Origin of the sequence: Shewanella sp. 5_MG-2023 (assembly GCF_030547465.1) — a bacterium.
Taxonomy (GTDB): Bacteria; Pseudomonadota; Gammaproteobacteria; order Enterobacterales; family Shewanellaceae; genus Shewanella.
Map to the genome: position 1 here is coordinate 1 of NZ_JAUORC010000094.1, position 661 is coordinate 661.

The 661-nt window shown below is 44.3% G+C and carries 1 protein-coding gene; it reads left to right on the forward strand.

Annotated elements, in window-relative coordinates; genetic code table 11:
- Window positions 1-374, forward strand: a 374-nt coding sequence (locus tag Q4557_RS19835) for a transposase (protein WP_303415061.1), incomplete at its 5' end; no start/stop codon positions are given.
- Window positions 375-661: the final 287 nt, after the last annotated feature.

A 661-nucleotide genomic window follows, 5' to 3' on the forward strand; every position in this document is an offset into this window, starting at 1 on the left:
CAGGTATTGGTGAAGTCACCGCAACAGCCGTGGTCGCCACGGTAAGTGATGCTAAACACTTCGCAACTAGCCGCCAATTTGCAGCTTGGATAGGCTTGGTACCTAAGCAGTATTCAACAGGCGGTAAGCCTACATTAGGCAGAATTAGTAAACGCGGTGAGAAGCATATCCGCACCTCATTAATACATGGTGCTCGCGCAGTCATCGCAAACTGTACTAACAAAATAGATAGAACCAGTTTATGGATTAAAGCCCTTATCGAACGTCGAGGTTTTAAACGGGCGGTCATCGCCCTCGCAGCAAAAAATGCACGATTAATTTGGTCATTACTTCAATCAGGTAATGAGTATCAAGTTAACTATGTAAAAACGTAAAAAGGTTTAACCCAAACGGTTAACCCCACCGAGTCGACGCATTAGCAATTGACGATAACACGGTCAGACCGAGAGCAATTGAATCTGGTTAGTTGGGAAGTACATCATTCTTGAAAGAGAAAGTAATACTGTTTAACGAATGAGATCTTTGCTCAAGCGCAAATCATCAGGGCGATAGCCAAAAGCTGTTTAGGCAGCAAGCTAATCAAACGCCGAATGTAGAGCTGCTGTCAGATCCACTGTTGTTGTGGGATTACTATTGCTTGACAAAGGGGAGTCCATGTAGC